Origin of the sequence: Haloferax sp. Atlit-6N (assembly GCF_003383195.1) — an archaeon.
Taxonomy (GTDB): domain Archaea; phylum Halobacteriota; class Halobacteria; order Halobacteriales; family Haloferacaceae; genus Haloferax; species Haloferax gibbonsii.
The window spans coordinates 1-492 of sequence record NZ_QEQJ01000234.1 but is presented as its reverse complement, the minus strand read 5'-3'; the positions used below and the strand labels follow the sequence as shown (position 1 = coordinate 492).

At 61.8% G+C, this 492-nt stretch carries 1 protein-coding gene; it reads right to left on the bottom strand.

Annotated elements, in window-relative coordinates:
* Window positions 1–78: 78 nt before the first annotated feature.
* Window positions 79–492, bottom strand: a 414-nt coding sequence (locus DEQ92_RS22120; RefSeq protein ID WP_147299582.1) for a sensor histidine kinase KdpD, incomplete at its 5' end; no start/stop codon positions are given.

Here is a 492-nt window from a genome sequence, read left to right as displayed (position 1 = left end):
AAATCCCTCCACCGGCTTCTTTCTGCCGCACGTCACTCACACTGTGAGCGGCTCGTATGTCGCTCCTAGAACGAGGTGTTAGTCTTCCGAACTGGTCGCTCTCGGCAATTCGACGACAGCGACCGTTCCCTCCGGTTCGTTGTCTTTCAGGGAGACGCTGCCGTCGTACTGTGAGACGAGTGTATCCACGAGATAGAGGCCGACGCCAGCCGCCGGATCGTCCAGACCAGCCTCGGTCCGCCCGAAGACGGCGTCTTTCTGCCCATCCGGAATCCCGGGTCCGTTGTCGGCGACCCGGACGACGACCGTCTCCGATCGAACGTCGCCGTCGATGCTCACGCGCGCCGTCTCCTTGTCGTTGTGTTGGACGGCGTTGTTCAACAGATTTCGGAAGACGGACGTGAGCAGTTCGTTGGCTCTCACTTCGGCCTCGGGTATCTCGGCGGCGTCGAGTTCGGCGTCCACGTACGCCGTCGTCCAGCTTTCGAGGAC